This is a genomic window from Enterobacter sp. Res13-Sevr-PEC09-46 (genome assembly GCF_015672585.1).
Classification (GTDB): domain Bacteria; phylum Pseudomonadota; class Gammaproteobacteria; order Enterobacterales; family Enterobacteriaceae; genus Enterobacter; species Enterobacter hormaechei_C.
In genome coordinates this window covers 90,078-110,174 of record NZ_JADABR010000018.1, presented here as the reverse complement: position 1 = coordinate 110,174, position 20,097 = coordinate 90,078, and the positions used below count along the sequence as shown (strand labels likewise).

General features: G+C 57.7%; 22 protein-coding genes. 4 read left to right on the top strand and 18 right to left on the bottom strand.

The window, feature by feature from the left end:
* Positions 1-6: 6 nt before the first annotated feature.
* The 9 genes from IMQ56_RS12210 to IMQ56_RS12170 form a co-directional block, all read right to left on the bottom strand.
* Positions 7-1,143, bottom strand: a complete 1,137-nt coding sequence (locus tag IMQ56_RS12210) for a lactonase family protein (RefSeq protein WP_196064028.1) — start codon at positions 1,141-1,143, stop codon at positions 7-9.
* A 115-nt stretch (positions 1,144-1,258) separates the two neighbouring features.
* On the bottom strand, positions 1,259-1,999 hold the full coding sequence (locus IMQ56_RS12205) for a KDGP aldolase family protein (protein ID WP_017694646.1): 741 nt from the start codon (positions 1,997-1,999) through the stop codon (positions 1,259-1,261).
* Positions 1,996-3,114 carry a DgaE family pyridoxal phosphate-dependent ammonia lyase gene (locus tag IMQ56_RS12200; protein WP_023295814.1) on the bottom strand — a complete coding sequence of 373 codons (1,119 nt, stop codon included), beginning with the start codon at positions 3,112-3,114 and terminating at the stop codon, positions 1,996-1,998. The genes IMQ56_RS12205 and IMQ56_RS12200 overlap by 4 nt, the downstream gene beginning before the upstream one ends.
* Positions 3,098-4,231, bottom strand: coding sequence for an amidohydrolase/deacetylase family metallohydrolase (locus IMQ56_RS12195; RefSeq protein WP_023302980.1), 1,134 nt, complete (start codon positions 4,229-4,231; stop codon positions 3,098-3,100). Before IMQ56_RS12195 ends, IMQ56_RS12200 begins: the two co-directional genes overlap by 17 nt.
* Positions 4,232-4,273: 42 nt before the next feature.
* Positions 4,274-4,915 carry a DUF4310 family protein gene (locus IMQ56_RS12190; RefSeq protein WP_047364826.1) on the bottom strand — a complete coding sequence of 214 codons (642 nt, stop codon included), beginning with the start codon at positions 4,913-4,915 and terminating at the stop codon, positions 4,274-4,276.
* Between the two features lie 13 nt (positions 4,916-4,928).
* Positions 4,929-5,705 (bottom strand): DUF4311 domain-containing protein, encoded by a 777-nt coding sequence (locus tag IMQ56_RS12185; RefSeq protein WP_006810337.1) that lies wholly within the window; start codon positions 5,703-5,705, stop codon positions 4,929-4,931.
* Positions 5,706-5,727: 22 nt separating this feature from the next.
* Positions 5,728-6,027 carry a DUF4312 family protein gene (locus IMQ56_RS12180; protein ID WP_006810338.1) on the bottom strand — a complete coding sequence of 100 codons (300 nt, stop codon included), beginning with the start codon at positions 6,025-6,027 and terminating at the stop codon, positions 5,728-5,730.
* A gap of 2 nt (positions 6,028-6,029) precedes the next feature.
* Complete coding sequence (locus IMQ56_RS12175; protein ID WP_006810339.1) at positions 6,030-6,392, bottom strand: SFCGS family glycine-rich protein; 363 nt, start codon at positions 6,390-6,392, stop codon at positions 6,030-6,032.
* Positions 6,393-6,402: 10 nt separating this feature from the next.
* Complete coding sequence (locus IMQ56_RS12170; RefSeq protein WP_026080657.1) at positions 6,403-6,741, bottom strand: PRD domain-containing protein; 339 nt, start codon at positions 6,739-6,741, stop codon at positions 6,403-6,405.
* A gap of 416 nt (positions 6,742-7,157) precedes the next feature.
* Here IMQ56_RS12170 and IMQ56_RS12165 point away from each other — a divergent pair, with 416 nt between their 5' ends.
* A complete protein-coding gene (locus IMQ56_RS12165; protein ID WP_017383916.1) occupies positions 7,158-7,313 on the top strand; it encodes a Hok/Gef family protein in 156 nt (51 codons plus the stop codon).
* 70 nt (positions 7,314-7,383) lie between these two features.
* Here the strand turns inward: IMQ56_RS12165 and cybC are convergent, their stop codons facing one another.
* Positions 7,384-7,770 carry a cytochrome b562 gene (gene cybC, locus IMQ56_RS12160; protein ID WP_032652320.1) on the bottom strand — a complete coding sequence of 129 codons (387 nt, stop codon included), beginning with the start codon at positions 7,768-7,770 and terminating at the stop codon, positions 7,384-7,386.
* A gap of 42 nt (positions 7,771-7,812) precedes the next feature.
* Positions 7,813-9,165 (bottom strand): metalloprotease PmbA, encoded by a 1,353-nt coding sequence (pmbA, locus tag IMQ56_RS12155; protein WP_015572506.1) that lies wholly within the window; start codon positions 9,163-9,165, stop codon positions 7,813-7,815.
* A gap of 95 nt (positions 9,166-9,260) precedes the next feature.
* Here pmbA and yjgA point away from each other — a divergent pair, with 95 nt between their 5' ends.
* On the top strand, positions 9,261-9,812 hold the full coding sequence (gene yjgA / locus IMQ56_RS12150) for a ribosome biogenesis factor YjgA (RefSeq protein ID WP_017383918.1): 552 nt from the start codon (positions 9,261-9,263) through the stop codon (positions 9,810-9,812).
* Between the two features lie 104 nt (positions 9,813-9,916).
* Here yjgA and mpl read toward each other — a convergent pair whose 3' ends face one another.
* Positions 9,917-11,290, bottom strand: coding sequence for a UDP-N-acetylmuramate:L-alanyl-gamma-D-glutamyl-meso-diaminopimelate ligase (gene mpl / locus IMQ56_RS12145; RefSeq protein ID WP_032608369.1), 1,374 nt, complete (start codon positions 11,288-11,290; stop codon positions 9,917-9,919).
* Positions 11,291-11,469: 179 nt separating this feature from the next.
* Between mpl and fbp the strand changes: the two genes are divergently transcribed.
* A complete protein-coding gene (gene fbp, locus IMQ56_RS12140) occupies positions 11,470-12,468 on the top strand; it encodes a class 1 fructose-bisphosphatase (protein ID WP_003856070.1) in 999 nt (332 codons plus the stop codon).
* 37 nt (positions 12,469-12,505) lie between these two features.
* Here the strand turns inward: fbp and IMQ56_RS12135 are convergent, their stop codons facing one another.
* The 5 genes from IMQ56_RS12135 to ytfQ all read right to left on the bottom strand — a co-directional run bounded on the left by IMQ56_RS12135 (position 12,506) and on the right by ytfQ (position 18,754).
* Positions 12,506-14,074, bottom strand: a complete 1,569-nt coding sequence (locus IMQ56_RS12135; protein ID WP_015572503.1) for a methyl-accepting chemotaxis protein — start codon at positions 14,072-14,074, stop codon at positions 12,506-12,508.
* Between the two features lie 93 nt (positions 14,075-14,167).
* Positions 14,168-15,169: a galactofuranose ABC transporter, permease protein YjfF gene (gene yjfF / locus IMQ56_RS12130; RefSeq protein WP_017383921.1), complete on the bottom strand. Its 1,002-nt coding sequence runs from the start codon at positions 15,167-15,169 to the stop codon at positions 14,168-14,170.
* The gene (gene ytfT, locus IMQ56_RS12125) at positions 15,156-16,181 is read right to left on the bottom strand and encodes a galactofuranose ABC transporter, ATP-binding protein YtfT (protein ID WP_162270633.1); all 1,026 of its coding nucleotides are present in this window, start codon (positions 16,179-16,181) and stop codon (positions 15,156-15,158) included. The genes yjfF and ytfT overlap by 14 nt, the downstream gene beginning before the upstream one ends.
* Before the next feature lie 10 nt (positions 16,182-16,191).
* Positions 16,192-17,694 carry a galactofuranose ABC transporter, ATP-binding protein YtfR gene (ytfR, locus tag IMQ56_RS12120; RefSeq protein WP_017383923.1) on the bottom strand — a complete coding sequence of 501 codons (1,503 nt, stop codon included), beginning with the start codon at positions 17,692-17,694 and terminating at the stop codon, positions 16,192-16,194.
* Between the two features lie 103 nt (positions 17,695-17,797).
* Complete coding sequence (gene ytfQ / locus IMQ56_RS12115; RefSeq protein WP_017383924.1) at positions 17,798-18,754, bottom strand: galactofuranose ABC transporter substrate-binding protein YtfQ; 957 nt, start codon at positions 18,752-18,754, stop codon at positions 17,798-17,800.
* A 309-nt stretch (positions 18,755-19,063) separates the two neighbouring features.
* Between ytfQ and ppa the strand changes: the two genes are divergently transcribed.
* On the top strand, positions 19,064-19,594 hold the full coding sequence (ppa, locus tag IMQ56_RS12110) for an inorganic diphosphatase (RefSeq protein ID WP_006810347.1): 531 nt from the start codon (positions 19,064-19,066) through the stop codon (positions 19,592-19,594).
* A gap of 157 nt (positions 19,595-19,751) precedes the next feature.
* On the opposite strand, the gene IMQ56_RS12105 is transcribed toward ppa, so the two are convergent.
* Positions 19,752-20,096: a gamma-glutamylcyclotransferase gene (locus IMQ56_RS12105; protein ID WP_017383925.1), complete on the bottom strand. Its 345-nt coding sequence runs from the start codon at positions 20,094-20,096 to the stop codon at positions 19,752-19,754.
* Position 20,097: the final 1 nt, after the last annotated feature.

Here is a 20,097-nt window from a genome sequence, read left to right as displayed (position 1 = left end):
TACTGCTCAGGGTGAAATGACCATCTGGGATGGGCTGCCGACCGGGGTATAGTCTGGCTCGGCGCTCAGCTTGCCGTCCGGCGCCACGCGGAAACGGGTAATGTTGTCGCTGCGCTGGTTCATGACGTACAGCCAGCGACCCTGCTTATCCAGCGTCAGGGTGCGCGGATAGTCGCCGCGCGTCCAGACATCATTCTGATGCGTCAGCGTACCCTCTGCCGTTACGGTAAAGTGCCCGATGCTGTTATGCAAACGGTTAGCGACATACAGCTGTTTCCCGTCGGCGCTTAGCGCCAGCCCGGCAGCAAAACTGGTGCCTTTATAACCGTCCGGCAGGGCTGAAACCGTTTTACCCTCTTTCAGCCTGCCATTACTGTCCAGCGCATAATGGGTGAGCGTAGACGCCTCTTCGTTAATCAGCCACAGGGCATCGCCTTTCGGCGTAAAGACGAAGTGGCGCGGCCCGGCCCCTTTTGAGGAGGCGCTGATAAATGGCGGATCGTTAGGAGTCAGCTTCCCGGTTTGATCGTCAAAACGGTACTGATAGATGCGATCCAGCCCCAGATCGGTGGAAAAAACGTATTTCCCGTCCGGATCGGCGGCGATCATGTGCGCATGTGGGCCGTTATGATCGCTGATGGCGAAACTGCCCTCGACGGCAGCTTCCGGCTTCGCCGCGCCCGGTTCGCCTTTGTCCTGATGGGTGTCCGTAGCATCGCCCAGGCTGCCGTCTGCGTTAACGGGCAGCACCGCGACAGTTCCGCTGACGTAGTTTGCCACCAGCAGATGTTTGCCGTTCGGCGTCAGGGAAAGATACACCGGCCCCGCGCCGCCGGAGGACACCTGATTCAGCTCGCTCAGCGCGCCGTTATCACCGATGCGCAGCGCCTGCACCACGCCCTGCTCCACTTCGCTTGCCAGATACAGCGTTTTGCCGTCGTGTGAGACGGTTAACTGCGCGGCGTTCGGCAGTTTGCTCACCAGTGTTTTATCGTTCAGCGCACCGGTTTGCGGATCGACGGTAAAGCGGTACAGCCCTTCACCGTTCGGATTATAGGTACCCACCCAGGCGTACTGGGTTTGAGCGATTGCAGAGGTAGCAAGTAAAGAGAGTGAAGCGACAAGCAGGGTACGGGTGTGCATGGTGGCTCCTTCGGGTGTGTGCGGTTTGTTTCCCCTCACCCCAGCCCTCTCCCAAAGGGAGAGGGGGTAAAGGTTCCCTCTCCCGGTGGGAGAGGGTTAGGGTGAGGGGCAGGTTCTACTTAACCAGCTTCTTCGTCATCGCCAGCAGCGTACGCACATCTTCCGGACGCGTATCACCGCTGGCTTTATCGATAATCGAGCTGTAGATATGCGGGATGATTTTGCTCACGCCCGCATCCAGGGCGATCTGCAAGATCGCCTCGAAGTTCTCCAGATCGATTCCCCCGGTCGGCTCCAGCCAGAAGTCGTGACGGGCGCAGGCTTCCGCCACCGCCTGGTATTCGTCACGGCATTTCAGGCCGCCCATCGGGAAGTACTTGATGGAGCTGCCGCCGAAATCTTTCAGCAGGGCGATAGCGGTTTCAACCGGCACTATGCCGTCCGGCGCTTTGCTGCTCAGCGGGCCGGTGGAGATTTTCACCATGCCGACGGTGCCGGTCGGGGAGACCAGACCGTTGACCACGGACTCATTCTGCCCCAGCAGCGCGCGGCTGGTGGCCACGCCGGTAAAGACCTGGTTAACGTGCTGCGGCTGCACCTGGCGGGAGATTTCACTCACCATCGCTGACTGGTTCGGGTCGCCCGCGCCCAGCCCCACGGAGAGCGCATTATCAATCAGGGCTGCGTATTCGCGCATGTCCGCAACCGCGCTCGCCACGTCCGGGTAATTTTTGGAGAGCACGCCCACCAGCACATGACCTTCCGCCGCCTCGTAAATGGCGCTGGCGTTGGCCTTTGAGCCTGCCAGCACGTTCAGGCAGACGCGGTCACGGTAAAAGTTGGGGGTCAGTTTCATGCTTTTTTCTCCTGTCCTAATACTTCGCTAATGCGGCGGTACACGATGTTCAGCTGGTCAGCATTCACGCTGCGCACGTCCGCCTCGATAATCCCTTCGTTGGCCTTATAGCCACGGAAGTAAATGGCGTATTCGCCCTGTTTCAGCGCGTTCACCAGTTCACCGGTGCCGACGCCGGTGGTGGCTTCGTCAAACTTAATCTCGGTGCGGGCGATGTCACGCCCGGCGCTGTCCCAGACCACGCGCGCGGTCACGCCGTTCAGGGTGTTCAACGCGTCGATAAACGGCGTCATCTTCGCCACCATCTCGGCCCCGCTCTCTTTGGTCGCCGTCAGGTAGTGTTCGATGGCGCAGGTCAGGCCCAGGATACCCTCTTTGCCCACTTTCATCGCGCGACCAATGCCCGCCGTCTGGCGCTTCACCCACTCAACGTACTGGGTTTTGCCGATCACCAGCCCGCTGGTTGGCCCTTCGATCGCCTTCGCGCCGCTGTAGATCACCAGATCGGCACCGGAGCGGTAGTAGGCGTGCAGATCTTCTTCCGCCGCCGCATCGACGATCAGCGGGAGATCGTGCTTGCGCGCCACGACCGCCGCCTGCTCGACGCTGAGCATGCTTTTCTGCACGCAGTGGTGCGATTTGATGTAGAGGATCGCCGCCGTGCGCGGAGTGATCGCCGCCGCCAGCTGATCGGCAGAGCATTCGTTGGCGTAGCCCGCCTCCACCAGCTTGCCGCCGCCCAGCGCCACCATGGTGCCCACCGGCGCGCCAAAGTTCACGTTGTGGCCTTTCGGCAGGACGATTTCGTTGTTTTCAATCGGTGTGACGTGCAGGTTTTCCAGCAGCCAGTCGCTGTCTTTCACCAGCACCGCCGCCACGGACTGGGCAATGCCCGCCGACGCGCAGGAGACCACCGTCGCCCCTTCCACCTCCAGCAGCTTCGCGATGTATTCCCCGGTTTTATTGACCAGATCCTTCATCTCGAAATAGTGATTCATGCCGTCCATCGCCGCCTGCACCACTTCCGGGCGCGGCGTGGAGACACCCAGCGCCGTCATGCGGCCAGAGGTGTTGATAACCTGCTTTAAGTTGTACTTCTCATAAATCGAAGGCATGTTCCGTGCTCCCTTGTTCGGTCATGTAGCCCTTGCCCGCGCGGATCGCGGCAAGCGGCATCAGAATGTGTTCAGCCTGTAGGCTGTCGTTTTCGGCATCCGTCAGCACCGTCGGCTGGCGCTTGAGCGTAAACAGCGTCAGATCGGCGTCGAGGCCAGGCTGAATGCGGCCTTTGCGCGCCAGGCGCAGGCCGTCGGCGGCGTTGGCCGTGACACAGTCAATCACCTGCGGCAATGACATGCCGATGGCGAGGAATTTCGACATCACGCTCGCCAGCGAGCCGACCGGGCCGTTGATGCGGTTGCGGCAGTAAATATCCGAGCTGATGGTATGCGGCAGAATGCCCATCGCAATGGCGCGCTTCGCCACTTCAAAGCTGAAGCTCGCCGTGCCGTGGCCGACGTCCAGGCGCACGCCGCGCTTCAGTGCAGACGTAATGGAGGCGCGTAGCTCGCCGGAGGGCGTCAGAATGCGGTTAGGCTTGCCGTTGTAGCAGTGGGTGATGATGTCGCCGGAGCTCAGCAGTTCGGCAATCTCATCGAGGTTAGGCGGGTTGTTGCCGATGTGCACCATCAGCGGCAGGTCGCCGTTCTCTTTCTGAATCGCTTTCGCGCGCTCCAGCGGGGTGATGCCGTTTTCACCGACCACGCTGCTGCTCATGCGCGCCTTCAGGCCAACGATAAAATCCGGGTGGCGCGTCACCGCCTGCTTCACCGCATCGGCGTCAATGTTCGCCATGTTGGCCAGCTCGTTCTGGGCGATCAGCCCCACGCGGGAGATGTTCAGCAGGGCAAACACCTCGGTGGAGGCTTTGCGGGTGATGGCGTAAAAATCGTCCACGTCGTCGGCTCCGGTACTGCCCGCGTCCACCACGGTGGTGACGCCGGTGGCAATGCCCACGCTGTCCGGCTCGTCGTGGTAAATCGGGGAGTTCGGGTAGCAGTGGACGTGGGAGTCAATCCAGCCCGCGCTGACGAACACGTCGCCGTTCAGCTCAACCGTTTTGCGGGCGGGAGCGTCAATGTCGCCTGTCGCGGCAATCTTCCCGTCCTGGATGGCGATATCGGTCAGGGTATCGTCGGCGAGGCGCGCACGGCGCAGGAGTAAATCAAACATGAGGATCTCCTGATAAAGCGGGCACCGAAGCGCCCGCGGGTATTAAAGGGCGACCGGGAACAGCCAGCCCAAAATCATTGCGCCGAGGATGGCGCCACCGGTAATCGGCTTCTGCCAGATGTAGAACAGCAGCGCGCCTGCCAGGGAACCGACGCCGATTGGAATGGAGGCGGTCATGGCGCTGAGGATAATCAACGGCCCGAGGAAGCGGCCGGAGGCGTTACCCGCGCCCATCATCACATCTGCGCCGTAGGTGGAGTTGCTCTGATTGATGGTGAACTTACGCGCCAGGATGATGACGTAGCCAATCGCCAGGCCAATCACCAGGCCGGTAATCAGCGCGGCAATGAAGTTGGTCACCGGGAACATGATCCCCGCGCCCAGCAGCAGCGCCGGAACGCCGAGGCCCACGCCGGTCTGGATCGCACCGCCGATATCGAGAATACCCACCAGCGAGCCTTCGATAATACGGGCGAACAGGAAGCTCGCGCCAAATGCCGCCACCGCGCCGTAGACGCCGGTATCGATTCCCGCTTTCAGCATCGCCACGAAGGCCACTTCGTTAAACGCGCCGATGCCGTAGAGGTAGTACATGTGCGTCCCGGCGAAGACGCCGGAGGAGAGCAGGCCAACGAAGATCGGGAACGACCAGTCGGCATACCAAAAACCTTTATTCTGTTCCATTTAGAGGCTCCTGTTATTTACCGCTGAGCGAGTTGTGGATCATGTCGAGCCAGTTCGGCACGGTCAGATGGAAGGATTCGATCATCTTCATGTCGAAACCGCGGAAGAAGCCGCTCAGCACGAAGAGCAGGACGATCGCCGCCATCATCACTTTGGTGACGTGGTTCCAGCCACTCTCTTCAACACCTTTACCAATCAGAATACCCAGTACCAGACCCGGTACGGCGTTACCCATGATCAGCTGTGCCGCGCCGCCAAAGATGGTGGCCCAGAAGCCCGATTTTTTACCCGCGTCGATGGCCGCCAGCCAGAAGATCACCGGCATCACGGTGTTGACCAGCAGGTTCGCCGCCGGTACCAGCACCTTCACGGCGGTCACCTGAAGCGCTGCCGGAACGGAGGAGGCGGTCAGGTTAAGGAAGGTCACGACAATCATGCCGATGATGCCGCAGGCAATCGCCATTTTGCGCGGGTCATGCAGCGTTTCACCGACGTTACGGTTTTTAATCATCAGTGCAGCAGCACCCCAGTTCGGGATGATGCGGTGGTCAACGTCCTGTGTGAAGGCACCTGCGGCCACGGAAGAGGCCCAGGCGTTAAAGAAGAAACCTAACCCAAAGGAGAAGTGGGACGCCGGATCCCCTTCGCAGGAGTTCAGTTCCCCCAACGTACGAAACGCGCCCATACCCTGAGTGGTAGGCGCATGAAACATGCGTGCAGCCCCGGCGCCAACACCGACGCCAACCAGGCCGCCAATGATGAGCGATTTTATTAATATAATTAAGAACATCAGTCTGCCCTTTTATGAATAATCAGCGTTGCGTGACGAAATCCACCTGGTCGAGATTGATGGCGGTCACGTTGACGGTCACATCCAGCTCCACGCTGTAGGTGCGTCTTTCCCGGCGCAAAAAGAAGAACAGAAACGCTTCTTTTCGCACCGCTTCTTGCGCCTGAACAACCTGCACATCCTGTGGCTCAATACGCAGTAAGATATGCGGTGAGGCTTTCATCACCGCAGCCTGAACGTGGTTGAGGGCGTCGGCAAAGGCGCGCGCTTTGGCGTCGCCCTTCCCCTTCACTCTCACCGTGGTTGTGAACTGTTCTTTCATGCTTACGCGCCGTATTTCTTCTGCCACGCCTGTACCAGACGCTCGCCCAGCTCTTCTTTATCCATAAAGCCAAAGCCCAGCACGTTGCAGCCTTCGTTGATGGCGGTCACCCCCTCATCCACGGAGCGCATGCCGTATTTGGCCTTGTAGCCATATTTGGTCTGAGCGGTGATGGCGCCCGCGCCGCCGCTGCCGCAGAAGGAGATCCCGAAGGTGGCGTTTTCTGCTTTCATCACGTCACCGAGCTTCATATCCGCTGCCATGCCCGGTACGACAACCGCGCGTCCGCCGGCTTTTTCCACACCCGCAGCCACTTTCTGACCTTTACCCAGGCGATCGCCAATCACGACTGTAATCTGTTCCATGTGTTGCTCCTTAAAGGTTGTCTTTCGCGACTTCGAAGTGAACGGAGAGCAGCCAGGCCTCTTCATCAGGAAGGTTGCCGAACTGCGCTACCACTTCACGGGCGAGTTGCATTGAATCTGGTGAAATTTCGTCGAACAGCTCTGCTTCAACCTCCGGCAGCGGCTCGCCGGTCACGGACCGGTGCGCCATTGCGCGAACGTGGGAGGTCAGCATCTGCTCCTGTACCGCGTTGGGAATGATGTTGTGCCGGGCCAGCAGGGCGTAGACCTGCTGAAGCATGGTGTTCGCGAGCTGTTCTGTTTGCACCGCCTGTTCCCCAACGTCGTTCATTACCGCTCCGTTAATCACTCGTCTTACCCCGTTAATGGCTCTGGAATAAAACTAACGTCGAGGGGGAATTGTTTGTAGCGAGTTGTTTTCCACTTCGAAGTGGAAAGGCGAGCAGCGGCAGTGATCTGTGCCACATAAATGCGGTGAATCTGTATAAATCGCTGGATTTACGTGATGAATATCACGCTATTACGCGGCATTAGACTGGTAAGCGGAGTGGAAAAGATTACGAGCAGGCTCGTAGAAATGTGACGTGGATAAGGTTTTCTTATGGGGATCCGCTAGAGTGGCGGCGGGTGCTTGAGACTGACCGTCTCAGGCATGGGACGGAAAGTGGAAAGCCCCGCCTGATAAAAAATCAGGGCGGGGGCTCGAAACGACACGTCACACCGTGGAGTTCGCTACCTCGCCCGCTTAAAAGCAAGGAGGCATCCATGAAACGCAGAAACCCAAGTATCGGGGTTTTGATGATTATTTCTTTGACAATAATCATCTTAACGCTGGTGACGAGGAAAACACTGTGCGAGATCCGTTTTCGTAACGGCTCGCTTGAAGTGACAGCGCGGATGGATTGTCGCTCCGGCAAGTAGGGAGCAACGATGCGGGGGCGCATCATGCGCCTCCGCATACGGGGAGAGGACGTACAGCTCAGGCACCCAATTAACGATACTTTTTGTGGTACGTGTTGCGGGTCGCGACAAACTGATCGGCTGCCGCCTGGGCTTCTTTCACTTTGCCTTCGTTCGCCAGCTTCAGCGCGCCGTCAATCTGGCCGAGCAGCACGTCAAAACCGTGGCGGTAGTCTTTCATCTCGGCGCTGTCTGCCGCTTTGCTTTCCAGCTTCGGCGGCGTCGCTTTTTGCGCATCCAGCGCGGCTTCACGCATTTTAGTCAATGCGTCTTTCATGTCCGCCGCATTGTCCGTTTTCTGCACCACCTTCAGGTTTTCACTGAGGATGTCCATGTTGTCTTCGAGATCGGCAGCAAACGCAGATGAGCCAAGAACCAGCGTTGAAGCCGCGACGATCGCTAACAGGTGTTTACGCATTGCTCACTTCCTTTTTTATTATTAATCAGGCTTTTACGGGGATTATTGCCCGGCGATTTTCATCTCCGGCAGTAATACAGAACCACACTGAATATTGCTGCGTGTTTCAATATCGTTACCGACCGTAACAATATTGCGCCACATGTCCTTGAGGTTGCCGGCGATGGTGATTTCACTCACCGGATACTGAATTTCACCGTTTTCGACCCAGAAGCCCGCCGCACCGCGAGAGTAGTCGCCGGTGATACCGCTCACGCCCTGCCCCATCAGCTCGGTGACCACCAGGCCGGTGCCCATCTCTTTCAGCATCTGTTCAAAATTCAGGCCCTGTCCGGCAATGCGCCAGTTATGAATGCCGCCCGCGTGCCCGGTGCTTTTCAGCCCCAGCTTACGCGCGGAGTAGTTGGTCAGCAGCCACTGGGTCAGAATGCCGTCTTTCACGATATCACGACGTTCCGTGCGCACGCCTTCGCTGTCGAACGGCGTAGAGGCCAGCCCTTTCAGCAGGTGTGGGTGCTCTTCGATGGTCAGCCATTCCGGCAGGATCTGCTTGCCCAGCGAGTCGAGCAGGAAGGTCGATTTACGGTACACCGAACCGCCCGCAATCGCTCCCACCAGATGACCAAACAGGCCGGTTGCCACTTCGTTGGCAAAAATGACCGGCGCTTTCATGGTGGAGAGTTTACGCGGCGAAAGGCGTGACAGCGTGCGTTCGGCGCACGCTTTTCCCACCCACTCCGGAGACTGCAAATCTCCCAGCGCGCGGCCAATGGTATACGCGTAATCACGCTCCATATCGCCGTTTTCTTCGGCGATGACGCAGCTGGAAAGCGAGTGGCGGGTTGAGCAGTACCCCTGCAACATGCCATGGGAGTTACCAAACACTTTAATGCCGTAGTGGCTGTTAAAGCTGCCGCCTTCGGTATTGGTGATGCGTTTGTCAGCCTGCAAAGAGGCCTGCTCGGCTCGCGCGGCCAGCTCAATGGCTTCATCCGGCGTCACTTCCGCGGGATGGAACAGATCGAGATCCGGCGCGTCAAACGCCAGCAGCTCTTTATCGGCCACACCAGCGTAAGGGTCCGGGGAGGTGTAACGCGCGATATCCAGCGCCGCCTGCACCGTACGGGCGATGGCATCCGGGCTCAGATCGGTAGACGACGCGCTGCCTTTACGATTCTGGTGATACACGGTGATCCCCAGCGCGCCATCGCTGTTAAATTCTACATTCTCCACTTCGCCATAGCGGGTGCTCACGCTAATGCCGGTGGTTTTGCTGACCGCCACTTCGGCGCCATCTGATTTACCTGAAGCGAGCGTCAGCGCGGTGGAGACGGCTTCTTCCAGGATCTTACGCTGCGCTTCAACTTGTGAGGTTACTTTCATCGCAAATGCCATACTGTAAGAGAGAGTTAAGTGAAGTCTAACAGAGAACCGTTTTTCAGTGCGCGTCTTAACTGGTAACATTAGCCTCTTTTTTTAAGGAGCCTGACATGACTAAGCAGCCCGAAGACTGGCTCGACGACGTTCCCGGTGATGACATCGAAGACGAAGATGATGAGATCATCTGGGTCAGTAAAAGTGAAATTAAACGTGACGCCGAAGAGTTAAAACAGCTTGGCGCAGAAATGGTAGAACTGGGTAAAAACGCGCTGGATAAGATCCCGCTCGACCAGGATCTGCGTGATGCCATTGAACTGGCACAGAAAATCAAGAAAGAAGGGCGTCGCCGCCAGCTTCAGCTTATCGGTAAACTGCTGCGTCAGCGCGACGTGGAGCCGATCCGTCAGGCGCTGGACAAACTGAAAAACCGCCACAACCAGCAGGTTGCGCTGTTCCATAAGCTGGAGCAGATCCGCGATCGTTTGATCGACCAAGGTGATGACGCGGTACCTGAAGTGCTGAACCTGTGGCCGAATGCCGACCGCCAGCAGCTGCGATCGCTTATCCGCAACGCGAAGAAAGAGAAAGAAGGGAATAAGCCGCCGAAGTCTGCGCGCCTGATTTTCCAGTATCTGCGCGAGCTGTCTGAGAACGAAGAGTAATCTGTGCGGGTTTGCGCCGGATGGCGGCGTAAACGCCTTATCCGGCCTACAAGGTCGTGCGAAAAAATTTAGGCCCGGTAAGCGCTAACGCCACCGGGCTTTTTTTACTCTGCGGCCGCGGCTTTCTTCGCCAGACCGTCCAGCAGCTTCTGATGGATCCCACCAAACCCACCGTTGCTCATCACCAGAATGTGATCGCCAGGCTGTGCGGCTTTCACCACCATATCCGCTAAGACATCCACGTCCGCACTCCAGTGCGCCGGCTGAATGCAGGCGTCTGCCACTTCGGCCACCTGCCACGGAATATGCTGCGGTTGCAGCAGGAAGACCTCGTCGGCACGCCCTAAGGACGGTGCGAGATCGTCTTTGCAGATGCCCATTTTCATGGTGTTCGAACGTGGTTCCAGCACGGCCAGAATGCGCGCGGTGCCGCCAACTTTGCCACGCAATGCGGCAAGCGTCGCCAGAATGGCCGTTGGGTGGTGCGCGAAATCGTCATACACCGTCACACCGTGGGCTTCGCCACGCAGTTCAAGACGGCGACGGGCGTTGATAAACGTGCCCAGCGCATTGGCGGCATCCGCAGGCAGTACGCCCACGTGACGCGCCGCGGCGATCGCCATCAGGCCGTTGTGCATGTTGTGTTCGCCCACCAGGCCCCACTTCACCTCGCCCACTTTCTCACCGTCGAGCAGCACTTCCCATTCGGAGGCATCAGCGTTGAGCTTTTTCGCCTGCCAGTGCCCCTGCTCGCCCACCAGCTCCTGCTCGCTCCAGCACCCCATCGCCATAGTCTGCTTCAGGTTGATGTCGTTCTCCGGCAGGATAATGCGGCCCTGACCCGGAACAATGCGCACCAGATGGTGGAACTGTTTCTGAATCGCTTTCAGGTCGTCAAAGATATCCGCGTGATCGAACTCAAGGTTGTTGAGGATCAGCGTGCGTGGGCAGTAATGCACGAACTTGGAGCGCTTGTCGAAGAACGCGCAGTCGTATTCATCCGCTTCAATCACAAAGAACGGGCTGTCGCCCAGACGCGCGGAGACGTCGAAATTCCCCGGTACGCCGCCGATCACGAAGCCCGGCTTGTAGCCGCAGGCTTCGAGGATCCAGGTCGCCATACCGGCGGTGGTGGTTTTGCCGTGCGTCCCGGCAACGGCGACAACCCAGCGGTCGCGCAGGACAAAATCATGCAGCCACTGCGGGCCAGACATGTACGGGATATTGCGTTCCAGCACCGCTTCAACGCATGGATTCCCACGGGTCATGGCGTTACCCACGATCACCAGATCCGGCTGCGGCTCCAGCTGGCTGGCGTCATATCCCTGAATCAGAGAAATTCCCTGCTTCTCGAGCAGCGTGCTCATCGGCGGATACACATTGGCGTCCGAACCTGTCACTTCATGGCCCAGCGAGCGCGCCAGCATTGCCAGTCCGCCCATGAAAGTGCCACAAATCCCCAATATATGAATGCGCATACGTCACTATCCTTCTTCAATGTGGCGCACATTTTACTCACATGTCAGCGGCTGTGAAACGCATTTCAGGTAAATCCGTATTTTGCTGGCGCGATTCACCTCTGCGCTAATATTTGAATGTTTGTTAAGATTGTTGGACATCAACCGCTTTACTCAACATAAGATGCAGGGAAAGTGTTATGAAAACGTTAGGTGAATTTATTGTCGAGAAGCAGCACGAGTTCTCTCATGCTACGGGTGAGCTCACTGCTTTGCTGTCGGCAATAAAGCTGGGCGCTAAGATCATCCACCGCGATATCAACAAGGCCGGTCTGGTCGATATCCTGGGTGCCAGCGGTGCCGAGAACGTTCAGGGTGAGGTTCAGCAGAAACTCGACCTGTTCGCCAATGAAAAACTGAAAGCTGCACTGCGCGCGCGCGACATCGTTGCGGGTATCGCCTCTGAAGAAGAAGATGAGATCGTCGTATTCGAAGGGTGTGAACACGCGAAATACGTTGTTCTGATGGATCCGCTGGACGGCTCCTCCAACATCGACGTTAACGTTTCTGTCGGTACCATTTTCTCCATCTACCGTCGCGTCACGCCGGTTGGCACACCGGTGACGGAAGAAGACTTCCTGCAACCGGGCAGTAAACAGGTTGCTGCCGGTTATGTGGTGTATGGCTCGTCCACCATGCTGGTGTACACCACCGGCTGCGGCGTACACGCCTTTACCTACGATCCGTCCCTGGGCGTGTTCTGCCTGTGCCAGGAGCGTATGCGCTTCCCGGAGAAGGGCAACACCTACTCCATCAACGAAGGCAACTACATCAAATTCCCGAACGGCGTGAAGAAGTACATCAAATTCTGCCAGGAAGAGGATAAAGCCACCCAGCGCCCGTACACCTCGCGCTACATCGGCTCGCTGGTGGCGGATTTCCACCGTAACCTGCTGAAGGGCGGTATTTACCTCTACCCAAGCACCGCCAGCCACCCGGACGGAAAACTGCGTCTGCTGTACGAGTGCAACCCGATGGCATTCCTGGCCGAACAGGCAGGCGGCAAGGCGAGCGACGGTAAAGAGCGTATTCTGGATATCGTGCCGGAAAGCCTGCACCAGCGCCGTTCATTCTTCGTCGGCAACCGCCATATGGTGGATGACGTTGAACGCATGATCCGCGAATTCCCGGACGCGTAACGCACGAAAAGGGGAGCCAGGCAGGCTCCCCTTTTTTTCAGGCCGTTTGCATCGTCAGCTTGAAGGAGGCCATCGCTTCCATCAGCTCGCGCGACTGTTCCTCCAGGGAACGAGTTGCCGCAGATGATTGCTGGACCAGCGCCGCATTTTGCTGCGCCGTTTCATCCATCTGATTGACGGCGATATTCACCTGCTCAATACCGCGGCTCTGCTCCTGGGACGCCGTCGCAATTTCACGCATCAGTTTGGTCATACGCAGTACTTCGGTGGCGATCTCGTCCATCGTCTCACCGGCCTGCTGCGCCAGCTCGCTGCCCTCGTTCACGTGGGTTTGCGAATCGCTGATAAGCGAGCGGATCTCTTTCGCCGCATCAGCACTGCGGCTGGCGAGATTACGCACCTCACCCGCCACGACCGCAAAACCTCGCCCCTGCTCACCCGCACGCGCCGCTTCAACGGAGGCGTTCAGCGCCAGAATATTGGTCTGGAAGGCAATGCCGTCGATGACGCTCAGGATATCGGCGATGCGCGCCGAACTGCCGGAGATGTCGCGCATCTTCTCAATGACATAGCAGACCATTTCACTGCCGTGATCGGCGGTATCGGAGACCGACTTCGCCAGCTGGTGCGCCTGCTCGGCGTTATCGGCGTTAAGTTTCACCGTGGCGGTGATCTCTTCCATGCTGGCGGCCGTCTGCTCCAGCGAGGTGGCGGTGGATTCCGTGCGCTGGGCCAGGTTCATATTCCCGGCCGTCAGCTCGCGGCTGCCGGTATCAATCTGCGAGCTGGCGTCACGCACCCGCAGAACCGAGTCCATCAGCGACTGGCGCATCCCTTCGATCGCCGCGTTAAGGCGATTAAATTCCTGGCTCGCCGGCGCGTTCAGGGTATGGGTTAAATCCCCGGCCGCCACATGTTCCAGCTGGGCAATCGAGGCTGAAAGCGGCTTGAGCAGCATATGGCGCAGCACCAGCCAGGCCAGCACGATAATGCCAGCCGTCAGCAGCGCCGCGACGATAATCAGGATCAGCACGCGGGTTTTACTCGCCTGCACGGCGCTCACCTCCGCTTTACCGCGCGCCTCGCTCCATGCCTGGAACGCCTGCATATCGTTATCAAACTGCTTCGCCACCGGGACCAGCTTGTTTTCCAGCAGATCGTAATAGCTGTCCGCGCTTTGCTCGTTCAGGGCTTTCAGCATCGGGCTGATACCCTGCTGGTTGTACACCGCCAGACTCGCGGCAACGTTATCCAGCAGCTTTTGCCCCTGCTCATCCGCCACGCCGCTGCCGATCACGTCCTTCAGCGTTTTCTGTGCCAGCGCCACTTCCTGGTTAATGGTTTTGACCGCCCTGGCCGCATCGTCCAGCAGGCCGACCTCCATCATGCGGACGGCCTGCCCCGCTTCGTTACGCGCGCGCAGGATCAGCGTATAGCCGGCATTCAGCTGCACCATCTGTTCACCCTGAAGATGATTGATGCGCTGGAGAGAAGCGGAACTTTGTGTAAGGGCATAAATGCCGATGCCGCTGACAATCAGCAGCAGAAGGGTCATAACGGCCAGTAAAGAGAGCAAGCCGGTACGAATCGATAGCGTTTTAAGCATGATGTTATTTCCGGTAGCGAGATATTTCTGGGCATAAAAAAAGAATATCGGCCGCTACCGGAAAATGTTTAGAGTTTAAGCAATTTCAGCATGTTATCGCTCTGTTAAAGATGTATTCACCCGGGTAACAGGCGAGCTCTGCCGGTTCTCCCACAGCACCGTCAGGCCGCGCTGGAGCGCGATAAAAATAAACAGCAGAATGCCGATGGCGATTTTGGTCCACCAGGAGCTGAGCGTGCCGTCGAAGTTGATATAGGTCTGAATCAGCCCCTGGATCGCCACGCCAAACAGCGTGCCGAGGACTGTCCCCACTCCGCCGCTGAGCAGCGTACCGCCAATCACTACCGAGGCAATGGCGTCCAGCTCAACGCCCACCCCCGCCAGGGCATAGCCTGCCTGGGTATAAACCGAGAATACAATCCCCGCGAGGGTGGCCAGCCCGGTCGAAAGCATGTAGATGCGAATAGTCGTGCTGCGCGTGGAAATTCCCATCAGGTTCGCGGACGTGGCGCTGCCGCCAATGGCATAAACCTGGTTACCAAATCGGGTACGGTGGGCGAGGAAAATCCCGATCACCACCACGCCCAGCATCAGCAGCCCCATTGCGCTCAGGCGCCCCCCGCCGGGGATTTTCCACGCCAGACTGGAGAGCGTGTCGTAGATCGGATGGTTAATTGGAATTGACTCCTCCGACACCAGATAGCTCACGCCGCGCAGGAAGAACATCCCGGCGAGGGTGATGATAAAGGCCGGGATTTTCAGCGCATCGATCAAAAGCCCCATAAAGGCGCCGAACGCGCAGCCCATGACCAGCACCAGCGGAAAAGCCAGCAGCGGCGAAATCCCCCAAAAGCCAATCGCCTTGGCAAGGAACACGCCGGTAAAGGCGATCACCGACCCAACGGAGAGGTCGATCCCGCCGGAGAGGATCACAAACGTCATGCCGACGGCGATAATGCCTAAAAAGGCATTGTCGGTCAGGATGTTGCAGATCACCCGCGTGGAGGCGAAGCCCGGGAACTGGGTCAGGCAGTAGAGGTACCCCAGCACGAACACACCCAGCGTGATCATTAACGGCAAATTACGTTTTATCATGACCGCGGAACCCCTTAATGAGAGTGATAAAGCGCGGCGACTGCACGATAAGCACGATAAGCACCACGACCGCTTTGACGACCTGATTCAGCTCCGGCTGGAACCCGGAGAGCAAAATACCGGTATTCATACCCTGAATAATCAACGCCCCCACCACCGAGAGCAGCAGATTAAAACGTCCGCCCATCAGCGATCCACCGCCGATAACCACCGCGAGGATCGCATCCAGCTCGAGCCAGAGTCCGGCGTTATTGGCATCCGCTCCGCGAATATCGGCGGCCACGATCACCCCGGCAATCGCAGCACAGACGCCGCTCAGCACGTAAGTCAGCATCACCATCAGCCGCGTATTTACCCCGGCGTTTTTCGCGGCCCGAATGTTAATCCCCACCGCTTCGATGAACATCCCGAGCGCCGTTTTGCGGGTGAAAAGCCAGAACACCACCAGCGTCACCAGCGCGACGATCACCGGCGTCGGGAAGAACAGAAAATTACCGCTGCCTATCCACGCCAGGCTCGGGGAGTTAAAGGTGACGATTTGACCGGAGGTGATAAGCTGCGCCACACCGCGCCCGGCCACCATCAAAATCAACGTCGCGACAAACGGCTGGATCTTGAGCACCGCAACCAAAATGCCGTTCCACAGCCCGGCAAGCACGCCGGAACCCAGCGCGGCCAGCAGGACCACCGGCAGGCTGTGCCCGGCGACGGTCATCGAGGCGGCGGTGGCGCCCGCAATCGCCATTACCGCACCGACGGAGAGGTCGATCCCGCCGGTGGCAATGACCAGCGTCATACCAATCGCCAGCAGCGCCACGGGCGCGGCACGGTTTAAAATATCGATCGGGCTACCAAACAGGCGGCCATCCTGCACGACGATCTGGAAAAAATGCGGAGCCACCAGGCTATCCACCAGCAGCACCAGCAGCAGCGCCACGATTTGCGGCGTGCCGGTCGGCCAGGTGAAGCGGCGCTTCGCTTCGCCAGTTTGCGAAAGAGAACGGGACATCACATTTGACTCCTTACGCCGCGATGGCATTCATGATCGCCGGTACCGACAGTTTATCCAGCGGGATCTCTGCCACCTGCCTGCGATCGCGCATGATGATGACGCGATCGGCATAGCCGACCAGTTCCTCCAGCTCGGACGAGATCACCAGCAGCGCCAGACCGTCCGCGCAAAGCGTTTCGATAAGCCGGATGATTTCGGCATGCGCGCCCACGTCGATACCGCGCGTGGGCTCGTCGAGGATCAGGAACTGCGGCTTGGTGAGCAGCCAGCGCGAGAGGAGAACCTTCTGCTGATTACCGCCCGAGAGGAACTCGATGGGCTGTTCCGCGCTCGGGGTACGTATACCGAGCTGGCGGATGAAGCGCTCGGCAATCGCGTTCTGCTCGCGCTTAGGGATCGGACGCAGCCAGCCGCGCTGGGCCTGTAGCGCCAGAATGATGTTTTCCCGCACCGAGGCGGCGGCAATAATCCCGTCCGTTTTCCTGTCCTCCGGGCAGAAGCCCACGCCGAGGCACGACGCCTGATGCGGTGAACGTAGCGTTTGTGGTTTGCCTTTGATCAGCGCCGTTCCGCTGTCGGCAGGTTTGATCCCGAAGATGACTTCGGCGGTTTCGGTGCGCCCGGAGCCTAACAGCCCCGCCAGACCCACAATTTCACCGGGGCGTACCTCGAGGTTAAACGGCGCGATGGTCCCTTTTCTGCCGTAATCGTGAAACGCGGCGATCGGTTTTTCGCTCAGCAGCGTACGGCCCGCGCGCTGAAGCGCGTTGGTCTCGAGCTCGCGGCCCAGCATCATTTTGACCAGCTCTATCTGCGGCAGCTCGCGGGTTTCCCGGCAGCCGACAAAGCTGCCGTTGCGCAGCACCGTTATACGGTCGCTCACCTCGTAAACCTGATCGAGGAAATGCGTCACGAAAATCAGGCTGACGCCCTGATTACGCAGCTGGCGCATCAGGGTAAAAAGCATCTCCACTTCCTGGGTATCGAGGCTGGCGGTGGGTTCATCGAGGATCAGCACTTTCGCCGAGAGATCGATAGCGCGACAGATCGCGACGATTTGCTGCATCGCTACGGAAAAACGGTTCAGCGGTTCGCGCACGTCGAGAGAGAAGCCATACGATTCCATCAGCTTCGCGGCGCGCGCTTCCATCTCTTTGCGGCGCAGCAGGCCAAAACGTCTGGGTTCGCGGCCAATAAACAGGTTATCCGCTACCGACATGTTTGGCAGCAGGTTCACTTCCTGGTAGACCGTGCCGATCCCCAGTTGCTGGGCATGCGCGGTGTTTTTGGGCGAAATGGCGTTACCTTCCAGCCAGATAGCGCCGCGATCGGCGTGATAGACCCCGGTCAGGGTTTTAATCAGCGTCGACTTCCCCGCCCCGTTTTCGCCGAGCAACGCCATGATCTCCCCACGCCGCAGGCTGAAATCAACGTTATCCAGCGCCTTAACGCCAGGGAAAAATTTACTCAGGCCCTCTGTGCGGAGGATTTCCTGGTGTTGTTCGGTGGTCATGGTTTCCCCCTGCATCAGGCCGGATGACGCTACGCTTATCCGGCCTACAAAAGAGCGTATCGTAAGCCGGGTAAGCGCAGCGCCACCCGGCAATTTCACTGGATCAGTAGCCCATATTTTTCTTCTTCTCTAACTCTTCTTTCGCCGTGTCCGGCAGGTAGAGCGTGGATTTGGTGATGGTCAACTTCTCAGGCTGGGTGCCGTCTTTCTTGAATTTCTCCAGCGCATCGAATGCCGGGCCCGCCATATTTGGCGTCAGCTCCACGCTGGCGTTCGCTTCGCCGTCAATCATCGCTTTGTAGATGTCCGGTACGCCGTCGATCGAGCCGGTGAGGATATCTTTGCCCGGCTTCAGGCCCGCTTCTTTGATGGCCTGGATGGCGCCGATCACCATGTCGTCGTTGTGGGCGTAAACCATGCAGATATTTTTGCCGTTATTTTCTGCCTTGATGAAGCTTTCCATGACCTCTTTACCCTTACTACGGGTGAAGTCGCCGGACTGAGAACGGATGATCTTAATGTTTGGTGCTTTGGCGATGGCCTCCGCGAAACCTTTCTTACGGTCGATAGCCACGCTCGCCCCGACGGTGCCCTGCAACTCAACCACGTTACACGGCTTGCCATCCACCTGCTTCACCAGCCAGTCACCAATCAGTTTGCCTTCCAGCACGTTATCGGCGGTGACGGTGGTCATATAGAGAGATTTGTCTTTTACGTCGATGGAACGGTCGAGCAGGAAGACCGGAATTTCAGCATCTTTGGCTTCCTTCAGCACCGGCTCCCAGCCCGTGGCGACAACCGGGGCAATAAAGATGGCATCCACGCCCTGAGCGATAAACGAGCGCACCGCTTTAATCTGGTTCTCTTGCTTTTGCTGACCATCGGCGATTTTCAGCGTAATACCGCGCTTTTCGGCCTCACTTTTCGCCACATTCGTTTCAGCGGCGCGCCAGCCAGATTCAGATCCGACCTGCGAAAATCCAACGGTTAAGGGTGCGGCCATCGCCATAGACGACATGGCTGCCGAAACTGCTGTAACAAGAAGTAAGCGCTTCCACATATGAACGTCCTCGTAGGGTAGGTTATTGTTGGTTAAAAGATGTTCCGCGGATGAACTATAGCCAATGGAATATGTTACGGATTGCGTTACATCACACTTCAGAAAAGTGAATAAAACGTTAATCACAAGTTTGTAATCGCTTTCATTTCAACATTTAAAATGCGGCTGAGTTTATGGATTATCCTGTCATGGAAACGGTCTGAAAAGTGAAGGCGCGAGGGAGAGAAGACGAAAACAGGCGGAGACTTTCAGCGCCAGTTGGCTATAATACCTGCCACTTGTTTACCATCCATTTTAAAGGACACCGACATGAGCTTACTCAACGTCCCTGCGGGTAAAGAACTGCCAGAAGACATCTACGTTGTGATCGAAATCCCGGCCAACGCAGATCCAATCAAATACGAAATCGACAAAGACACCGGTGCGCTGTTCGTTGACCGTTTCATGTCTACCGCCATGTTCTATCCGTGCAACTACGGCTACATCAACCACACTCTGTCTCTGGACGGTGACCCGGTTGACGTACTGGTCCCAACGCCATATCCATTGCAGCCAGGTTCCGTCATTCGCTGCCGTCCTGTTGGCGTGCTGAAAATGACTGACGAAGCGGGTGAAGATGCGAAACTGGTTGCCGTACCGCACACCAAGCTGAGCAAAGAGTACGATCACATTAAAGATGTGAACGACCTGCCAGAGCTGCTGAAAGCGCAGATCGCCCACTTCTTCGAGCACTACAAAGATCTCGAAAAAGGCAAATGGGTTAAAGTTGAAGGCTGGGATAACGCAGAAGCGGCGAAAGCAGAAATCATCGCCTCTTTCGAACGTGCTGCTAAGAAGTAATTCTTACTGCTGAGACTAAGCCTCGCGCGTCGGGGCTTTTTTGTGCCTGTCGCTCCTGGTAACCCGTGCGATTGAGGAGTATCGCCCGGCGGCGCTACGCTTGCACGGGCCTACGGCGCAAAACGACAACGCCACCTTACGGTGGCGTTGTCGTTTTTCAGAACTGGTCTCTGTCTAACCAGTTACCGCTTTCAATCAACGTTAACCCGTCGACCGAACGTTGGTACACGTACATCCATGCACTGCCGTAAGGCGTCTGGATCAACTGGCGAGCGTATTCACCGCCCCTGGTGCGCAAGGCATCAAGTTCGGCCAGCGTGGCATTATCAATACGATAAACCTCACCCTGTACCGTTCCGTTCCCCGGAACCGCGCCTGGATAGTGGCCCAGACTGTACAACTGGTAGTTTTCGATTGTGTAATTTCCCAGCAACTGGGCGTTGGTCATCCAGTGGCTGTTGCCTTGCCTGGTTCGTAAACTGCCGTAAACAAATATTCGCATT

What these genes read in the sequence shown, in the direction of transcription:
- IMQ56_RS12195 (WP_023302980.1), bottom strand. Translation starts at nt 4,231, where the DNA reads ATGTTTGATTTACTCCTGCGCCGTGCGCGCCTCGCCGACGATACCCTG.
- ytfQ (WP_017383924.1), bottom strand. Translation starts at nt 18,754, where the DNA reads ATGTGGAAGCGCTTACTTCTTGTTACAGCAGTTTCGGCAGCCATGTCG.
- IMQ56_RS12185 (WP_006810337.1), bottom strand. Translation starts at nt 5,705, where the DNA reads ATGTTCTTAATTATATTAATAAAATCGCTCATCATTGGCGGCCTGGTT.
- yjfF (WP_017383921.1), bottom strand. Translation starts at nt 15,169, where the DNA reads ATGATAAAACGTAATTTGCCGTTAATGATCACGCTGGGTGTGTTCGTG.
- IMQ56_RS12210 (WP_196064028.1), bottom strand. Translation starts at nt 1,143, where the DNA reads ATGCACACCCGTACCCTGCTTGTCGCTTCACTCTCTTTACTTGCTACC.
- IMQ56_RS12200 (WP_023295814.1), bottom strand. Translation starts at nt 3,114, where the DNA reads ATGCCTTCGATTTATGAGAAGTACAACTTAAAGCAGGTTATCAACACC.
- ytfR (WP_017383923.1), bottom strand. Translation starts at nt 17,694, where the DNA reads ATGACCACCGAACAACACCAGGAAATCCTCCGCACAGAGGGCCTGAGT.
- IMQ56_RS12190 (WP_047364826.1), bottom strand. Translation starts at nt 4,915, where the DNA reads ATGGAACAGAATAAAGGTTTTTGGTATGCCGACTGGTCGTTCCCGATC.
- cybC (WP_032652320.1), bottom strand. Translation starts at nt 7,770, where the DNA reads ATGCGTAAACACCTGTTAGCGATCGTCGCGGCTTCAACGCTGGTTCTT.
- yjgA (WP_017383918.1), top strand. Translation starts at nt 9,261, where the DNA reads ATGACTAAGCAGCCCGAAGACTGGCTCGACGACGTTCCCGGTGATGAC.
- mpl (WP_032608369.1), bottom strand. Translation starts at nt 11,290, where the DNA reads ATGCGCATTCATATATTGGGGATTTGTGGCACTTTCATGGGCGGACTG.
- IMQ56_RS12135 (WP_015572503.1), bottom strand. Translation starts at nt 14,074, where the DNA reads ATGCTTAAAACGCTATCGATTCGTACCGGCTTGCTCTCTTTACTGGCC.
- IMQ56_RS12105 (WP_017383925.1), bottom strand. Translation starts at nt 20,096, where the DNA reads ATGCGAATATTTGTTTACGGCAGTTTACGAACCAGGCAAGGCAACAGC.
- IMQ56_RS12180 (WP_006810338.1), bottom strand. Translation starts at nt 6,027, where the DNA reads ATGAAAGAACAGTTCACAACCACGGTGAGAGTGAAGGGGAAGGGCGAC.
- fbp (WP_003856070.1), top strand. Translation starts at nt 11,470, where the DNA reads ATGAAAACGTTAGGTGAATTTATTGTCGAGAAGCAGCACGAGTTCTCT.
- ppa (WP_006810347.1), top strand. Translation starts at nt 19,064, where the DNA reads ATGAGCTTACTCAACGTCCCTGCGGGTAAAGAACTGCCAGAAGACATC.
- IMQ56_RS12175 (WP_006810339.1), bottom strand. Translation starts at nt 6,392, where the DNA reads ATGGAACAGATTACAGTCGTGATTGGCGATCGCCTGGGTAAAGGTCAG.
- IMQ56_RS12205 (WP_017694646.1), bottom strand. Translation starts at nt 1,999, where the DNA reads ATGAAACTGACCCCCAACTTTTACCGTGACCGCGTCTGCCTGAACGTG.
- IMQ56_RS12165 (WP_017383916.1), top strand. Translation starts at nt 7,158, where the DNA reads ATGAAACGCAGAAACCCAAGTATCGGGGTTTTGATGATTATTTCTTTG.
- pmbA (WP_015572506.1), bottom strand. Translation starts at nt 9,165, where the DNA reads ATGGCATTTGCGATGAAAGTAACCTCACAAGTTGAAGCGCAGCGTAAG.